Source organism: Hydrogenoanaerobacterium sp. (assembly GCF_032017025.1).
Classification (GTDB): domain Bacteria; phylum Bacillota; class Clostridia; order Oscillospirales; family Ruminococcaceae; genus Hydrogenoanaerobacterium.
In genome coordinates this window covers 66,135-73,148 of the sequence record NZ_DALZQO010000016.1, presented here as the reverse complement: position 1 = coordinate 73,148, position 7,014 = coordinate 66,135, and the positions used below count along the sequence as shown (strand labels likewise).

General features: G+C 50.4%; 7 protein-coding genes. 6 read left to right on the top strand and 1 reads right to left on the bottom strand.

The window, feature by feature from the left end:
• A partial coding sequence (locus RTV33_RS10635) for a PIN domain-containing protein (RefSeq protein ID WP_396327340.1) occupies positions 1-429 on the bottom strand: 429 nt, incomplete at its 3' end.
• Positions 430-579: 150 nt separating this feature from the next.
• Between RTV33_RS10635 and RTV33_RS10630 the strand changes: the two genes are divergently transcribed.
• From RTV33_RS10630 to RTV33_RS10605, 6 genes are all read left to right on the top strand, one after another.
• Positions 580-1,272 carry an aspartate/glutamate racemase family protein gene (locus RTV33_RS10630; protein ID WP_312644110.1) on the top strand — a complete coding sequence of 231 codons (693 nt, stop codon included), beginning with the start codon at positions 580-582 and terminating at the stop codon, positions 1,270-1,272.
• Positions 1,273-1,311: 39 nt separating this feature from the next.
• Positions 1,312-2,304: a tRNA dihydrouridine synthase DusB gene (gene dusB / locus RTV33_RS10625; RefSeq protein ID WP_312644108.1), complete on the top strand. Its 993-nt coding sequence runs from the start codon at positions 1,312-1,314 to the stop codon at positions 2,302-2,304.
• Between the two features lie 134 nt (positions 2,305-2,438).
• Positions 2,439-3,818, top strand: coding sequence for a sodium:alanine symporter family protein (locus tag RTV33_RS10620; protein ID WP_312644106.1), 1,380 nt, complete (start codon positions 2,439-2,441; stop codon positions 3,816-3,818).
• A 122-nt stretch (positions 3,819-3,940) separates the two neighbouring features.
• Positions 3,941-4,891: a hexose kinase gene (locus RTV33_RS10615; RefSeq protein WP_312644105.1), complete on the top strand. Its 951-nt coding sequence runs from the start codon at positions 3,941-3,943 to the stop codon at positions 4,889-4,891.
• Positions 4,892-4,936: 45 nt separating this feature from the next.
• Positions 4,937-5,701 (top strand): TSUP family transporter, encoded by a 765-nt coding sequence (locus RTV33_RS10610; RefSeq protein WP_312644103.1) that lies wholly within the window; start codon positions 4,937-4,939, stop codon positions 5,699-5,701.
• 22 nt (positions 5,702-5,723) lie between these two features.
• The gene (locus RTV33_RS10605) at positions 5,724-6,899 is read left to right on the top strand and encodes a dicarboxylate/amino acid:cation symporter (protein WP_312644101.1); all 1,176 of its coding nucleotides are present in this window, start codon (positions 5,724-5,726) and stop codon (positions 6,897-6,899) included.
• Positions 6,900-7,014: the final 115 nt, after the last annotated feature.

Here is a 7,014-nt window from a genome sequence, read left to right as displayed (position 1 = left end):
GACGTAGTCGCCAATCAGCTGCAGGCTGTCCTTATCTCCTGTAGCAATGACGCATTCATTTTTGTTTTTGGTGCAGGTAGCGGCAAGCGTTCCAAGAATATCGTCTGCCTCGTAGCCCTCAAGCTGTACCAGTGTGTAACCGAGGTAACCGAGCAGCTCTTTCAAAATCGGCATCTGCTGGGCGAGCTCCTCGGGCATGCCCTTGCGCTGTGCCTTGTAGCTTTCGTAGCGCTTGTGACGAAAGGTAGGTGCACGCATATCAAACGCAATGGCAACAGCGTCCGGCTGCACGTCGGACGTAATTTTCAGCAGAATGCTCAAAAAGCCGTAGATTGCGTTGGTGTAGGTGCCGTCTTTGGTGGAGAGCAGCTTTATGCCATAAAAGGCGCGGTTTAAAATCGAATTTCCGTCGACTGCAAGCATTTTCATAATAGATTCCTCTTTTAATTTCCATAAAATAAGATTAAAACATAATCTGTTATTATTCTATAATAAGTATACCACAAAACATTGTGAAATTGTTTTGGATTTGTTAAAATAAGGGGCAGACAGTATTCTATGACGCAAAGGAGCAGGCAGATGAAAACGATAGGTTTGATCGGCGGAATGAGCTGGGAGAGCACGGTAGGGTATTACCAAATTATCAATCGTACGGTAAAAGAAGAGCTCGGCGGGCTGCACTCGGCAAAATGCATTTTATACAGTGTGGATTTTCAGGAAATTGAAGAGTGCCAGGCACGAGGCGACTGGGATAAAAGCGCGATCATTCTTTCGCAGGCGGCGCAAAGCCTGGAAAAAGCAGGCGCAGATTTTATTGTCATCTGCACCAATACCATGCACAAGGTCGCCGGTGAGATTGAGAAAAGCATTTCGATACCCATTCTGCACATTGCAGAGGTGACTGCCCGCCAACTGCTGCAAAATGGTATCGCCCGCGTGGCGCTGCTCGGCACGAGATACACCATGGAGCAGGATTTTTACAAAAGCAAATTGATTCAGCAGAACATCGAGGTGCTCATCCCCAATGAGCAGGACAGAGCCTTCGTTAATGATGTAATCTACCATGAGCTGTGTTTGGGTATTCTATCGGCAGAGTCAAAAGCAGGTTTCCTGAAAGTGGTGGATAAGTTGACCGAACAAGGGGCACAGGGTGTAATTCTGGGGTGCACCGAGATTGGTATGCTGATTCAAAACGGCGATACAGCGGCTCCGCTGTACGATACAACCGAAATCCATGCAAAAAGTGCAGTACTGTACGCGCTGGAACAATAGGCATGTCGCGGGGTAAACAAAAGTAAAGGGATAGGGAACATGAACCAAACGTTAAAAATAGGCAACATTGAAATAAAACGCACTGCCGCTCTCGCGCCGATGGCAGGCACCGCAGACCGCGCATTTCGCGAGGTGTGCAAGCGCTTTGGCGCGTGTTATGTGGTGGGTGAGATGGTGAGCAGCAAGGGGCTTACCTTTCAAAGCAAAAAATCAGCAGAGCTGCTGGTTGTGTCGGACGCAGAGCGCCCCATTGGGGTGCAGCTGTTCGGTGACGATCCGCTCACTATGGCGCAGGCGGCAGAGCTTGCGATGAGCTACAAACCCGATATTATCGACATCAACATGGGCTGCCCCGCGCCCAAAATTGCGGGTAACGGCGGCGGCAGCGCACTGATGAAGAACCCCAAGCTTGCGGGGGAGATTACAAAAGCGGTGGTAAATGCGGTGGATATACCCGTGACCGTGAAGTTTCGCAAGGGCTGGAACGACGACTGTGTAAATGCGATAGAATTCGGCAAAATTGCAGAGCAAAACGGCGCGGCGGCAATTACCGTGCACGGGCGCACTCGCGAACAGATGTATGCGCCGCCTGTTGATATCGATATCATTGCGGCGGTAAAGCGAGCGGTCACCTCTATCCCTGTAATCGCCAATGGCGATGTGGTGGATGTGCAAAGCGCGGTGGAGATGTACGAGCGTACGGGTGCTGACCTTATTATGATTGGCAGGGGGGCATTGGGTAACCCTTGGGTGTTTGCCCAGATCGACGCATTTTTCAAGGATGGAACTGTCCTCCCTCCGCCGACACTGGAGGAGAAAACTGAGGTAATGCTGGAGCAGATTCGCCTTGCCTGCGAGTACAAAACTGAGCGGGTTGCCATGCGCGAGGCGCGAAAGCATGCGGCATGGTACCTAACAGGGGTGCGCGGTGCGGCAGGCTTCCGCAGGCAGGCTGGTACGCTCTGCACCTACGATGACCTGCTTTGTTTGGCACAGCAGGTGCTTGACAGCCGGCAGGAAGAACAAAAATGAATAAATGTTTTTGGAAAAAAGACGGTTTTGCCTTGTGCAACCGTCTTTTTTTTGCTATAATAACACGGTACAGAAACAGTTGTACGCCGTACGAGGTCAAAGGTCGGCGGCACTATTTTTAAGGAGTGTTTTGTTTGGAGGTAATCGCAAACATAGTCAAGGTGGTCAACGGCTTTTTGTGGGATTTCGCATTGCTGTTCCTGCTTTGCGGCACAGGTATCTATTTCACAGTGCGCCTGCGTTTTGTGCAGGTAAGAAAGTTTAAGCAGGGCATGAAAGCTGTTTTCGGCAACATTAAGCTGCGCGGAGATAAAGCAAATGAAGACGGAATGAGCTCTTTCCAGTCGCTGGCAACCGCCGTTGCGGCACAGGTGGGTACCGGCAATATCGCGGGTGCGGCTACCGCAATTGCATCCGGCGGGCCGGGCGCAATTTTATGGATGTGGGTGTCCGCGTTTTTTGGCATGGCTACCATCTATTCTGAGGCAACACTGGCACAGCAGTTTAAAACCCGTGTGGACGGTGAAATTACCGGCGGGCCTGTGTACTACATAAAAGCAAAATTTAAAGGCAAATTCGGCAAATTCTTAGCAGGCTTTTTCTCGGTTGCCATCATTCTTGCACTTGGCTTTATGGGTAATATGGTGCAGTCCAACTCCATTGGAGATGCTTTTTACATCGCATTTGGCATCAACCCCCTAATTGTTGGTATTTGTGTAGCTGCAATTGCGGCATTTATTTTTATTGGCGGTGCAAAGCGTATTGCATCGGTTACCGAAAAAATTGTACCGATCATGGCAGTTTTGTATGTGCTTGGTTCACTGGCAGTTCTGGCGGTAAACTGGAGAAACATCGGCAATGCGTTCGCACAAATTTTTGTACTGGCATTTAATCCGCAGGCAATGGCGGGCGGTGTTATCGGTGCTACGGTACAAAAGGCGGTTCGTCTTGGCGTGGCGCGCGGTTTGTTCTCCAACGAGGCGGGCATGGGTTCTACCCCGCATGCCCATGCAATGGCGAAGGTGAAGCACCCCTGTGAGCAGGGCGTTGTGGCTATGATCGGTGTGTTTATCGATACCTTTATCGTGCTCACCATGACCGCACTGGTTATTATCTCCACCGGTGCTCTTTCAACCGGTGCCACCGGTGCAGCTCTGGCGCAAAATGCGTTTAACTCGGTGTTTGGCAGTGCGGGCAACATTTTTATTGCCATTTGTATGCTGTTCTTCGCCTTTTCCACCATCGTTGGTTGGTACTTTTTTGGCGAAGTGAATGTGAAATACCTGTTCGGTAAAAAGGCGGTTAAATTTTACTCCTTGCTCGTTATCGTATTTGTTATTCTGGGCTCAATGATGAAGGTCTCTCTGGTATGGGATATGTCCGATATGTTCAACGCGCTTATGGTCATCCCCAACCTAATCGGCGTTCTGGCGCTTTCGGGGGTAGTGGTAAAGCTTAACAAGCGCTACGAAAGCGGCAATCTGGAGCCGCTTGAGTTGGAAGATAAGAAGTAGAGCACACCTGTAAGTGGGGGGCGGAATTGTTCCGCTCCCCTTTTTCTGCCATTTGGTTGATATTGGCGGCAGAAACCCATATAATAAGAAATAGAATATGACGAAAAGATGAGGCTAGCTGGATGAAGATAGAACGTTTTGTGGCGTTGTCGCTGAACCCTGCATTGGACACCACCTTGTGGGTGGATGGTTTGGAGCGGGAGTACAATCAAGTGCTTGGGGAGCAATGCGAGGCGGCAGGCAAAGCGGTAAATGTGGCACGTGTGCTGAAAGCCTTTGATTGCCATTGCAAAACACTGATTCTGGCGGGGGAGAGCAACCGCCACAAATACTTTGAACGCCTCGATGCCGATGGCATTGATTACGATACCGTATTTTTAGAGGGTGAAATTCGCGAGAACATCAGCCTTGTGCTGCCCGATGATAAACTGATTCGGCTTGCACGCCCCGGCTTTACGGTACACAGTGCACAGATAGAGGAAATAAAAGCGCGGCTTGCTACCATGATTACCCCCGGCACACTGGCGGTGGTGGCGGGCAAAAACCCTGTGGGGCTAAATGAAGCGGCGTTTGTGGAGCTGTGCACCTACATAGAAAGCCTGGGTGCGACCTTGGCGGTGGATACCAGCTCGGTGAAGGAGCAGGACATCTGCGCAATTCGCCCGTGGATCATCAAGCCGAATCTTGAGGAGCTTGAACTGATGACAGGCGAAACGCTGGATACCCATGAAAAGATTGCAAAAGTCTTTCAGCGTTTTCATCAAAACGGCGTACAGCATCTCCTGTTGAGCATGGGCGGTGATGGCGTGCTCTACTCGGGCGGCGAACAATCAGAGTACCGCATTCTGCACGCAAAGGTGCCACAGGTGCATGTAAAATCCACTGTTGGTGCGGGCGACAGTACCCTTTCAGGCTTTTTACTGGCCTATCACAGCGGCAAAACGATAGAAGAGTGCGTGCGTGTTGCGGCAAGCTTTGGCACTGCCTCGGTGATGATTGACGGCACCAACCCACCGCGGCAGCAGGAGCTGGAAATGGTTTACCCGCAGGTGGAGGTATCGCAATTCCGATAAAGATATGGTATGATGCGTTTATCTGTGTTTGAGGAGGGGGTTCCGATGGAATCTTACGGATTAACGCTGTTGATTGTGTGTCCGCTGGTTTTTGTGGCGGGCATTGTAGACTCAATTGCGGGCGGAGGCGGTATTATTACACTGCCTGCATATTTGTTCGCAGGGCTGCCGGTGCATTTGGCGTACGGAACCAACAAGTTTGGTTCGAGCTTTGGCACACTTATTGCCACGGTGAAGTACGCACGCAGTGGTTGTATTGAGTATCGGTCGGCGGCGTGCTCAGTGGTAGGTGCACTGATTGGCTCGTGGTGCGGTGCGCAGCTTGTGGTGTACCTCGATGAAAAATACTTAAAGTATAGTTTGCTTATAATATTGCCCGTTGTAGCTGTTTTTCTGCTGTTCAATCGTAACTTTGGCACTGCAAAACCAGAACGTATGCTGGCGGGCAAAGTGCTTTACTTTGCCGCCTTTGCAATTGGTTTGGTAATTGGCGCGTACGACGGCTTTTTTGGCCCGGGTACAGGTACTTTTTTAACACTTGCATTTACCGGGCTGCTGGGGTTTTCGCTCATCAATGCGTCGGGCAACGCGCGGGTGGTGAACCTTGCGTCTAATGTGGCGGCGCTGGTGGCTTATATCGCAAACGGCAAGGTGCTCTATCTGGTTGGCATTCCCGCGGCATTTTGCGCCATTGCGGGCAACTACTTGGGTGCACGTCTCGCCGTTACAAAGGGCGAAAAATTTATTCGTCCTATTATTTTGTTTGCTGTAGGGCTTTTGTTTCTGCATATGATATTAGAGCTTATCTAAAAACAACAGGAGGGTCTTGTCAATGAAAAAGGTACTCAATAGCCTAATTTTCAAGCTGCTCGTCGGTGTGTTCCTCGGTGCGTTCATAGGGATCTACAGCCCATTTTGGCTGATGAACCTGATTGTAACGGTAAAATCGGTACTCAGCCAAATCATCTTCTTTATCGTGCCGCTCATCATCATTGGTTTTATTGCACCGTCAATTGCAAAGCTGAAAAGTAATGCCTCCAAGCTGCTGACGCTTGCCATTTTACTAGCGTATGTTTCGTCGGTGGGCGCGGCAACGCTTTCGGCTGTGGCGGGGTACAGTATTATTCCGCATCTTACGATTAGCACGGCGGCAGAGGGGCTGCGCGAATTGCCTAAATTGATTTTTGACCTGCAAATTCCGCCTGTGATGTCGGTTATGAGCGCGTTGCTGCTCTCGATCGTACTTGGGCTTGCTACCGCATGGACAAAAGCGGATATGTTTGAAAAGCTGCTCGATCAGTTCCAGGATATCGTGCTTGCGGTTGTCTCTAAAATCGTAATTCCAATTCTGCCTGTATTCATCGGCACCACCTTTGCAACCCTCGCGTATGAGGGCTCGATCACCAAGCAGGTACCGGTGTTCCTCAGCGTTATCCTAATTGTAATTGTGGGGCACTTCCTATGGATGGCTTTGCTGTACGGTGTTGCGGGTGCATATTCGGGCAAAAACCCGGCACGTGTGTTCAAACACTACGGTCCGGCTTACCTTACTGCGGTTGGCACTATGTCGTCGGCAGCAACCCTGCCTGTTGCGCTCACCAGCGCCCGTAAATCCGACGTGTTGCGCCCCGACATCATCGATTTTGGTATTCCGCTGTTTGCAAACATTCACCTATGCGGCTCGGTGCTCACCGAAACCTTCTTTGTTATGACGGTATCACAAATATTGTACGGCAAGCTCCCAAGTGTCACCTCAATGGTGGTGTTTATCCTACTGCTCGGTATCTTCGCCATTGGCGCACCCGGCGTGCCGGGCGGCACGGTTATGGCGTCGCTGGGGCTTATCATCAGCGTGCTTGGCTTTGATGAAACCGGCACCGCGTTGATGCTCACCATTTTTGCTCTGCAGGATAGCTTTGGCACCGCGTGCAACGTCACCGGTGACGGCGCGCTTACCTTAATCCTTACCGGCTTTGCCGAGAAACATCATCTTAAGGCAGGCTCTTAAAGCAATATTGCCTCATAAACGCATATAAAACAAGGGCAGAGGATTTTTCCTCTGCCCTTAAATTTTATGTATTAGCCAAACAATGACATGGTAAGAAACAGGGTGGACATCAGTG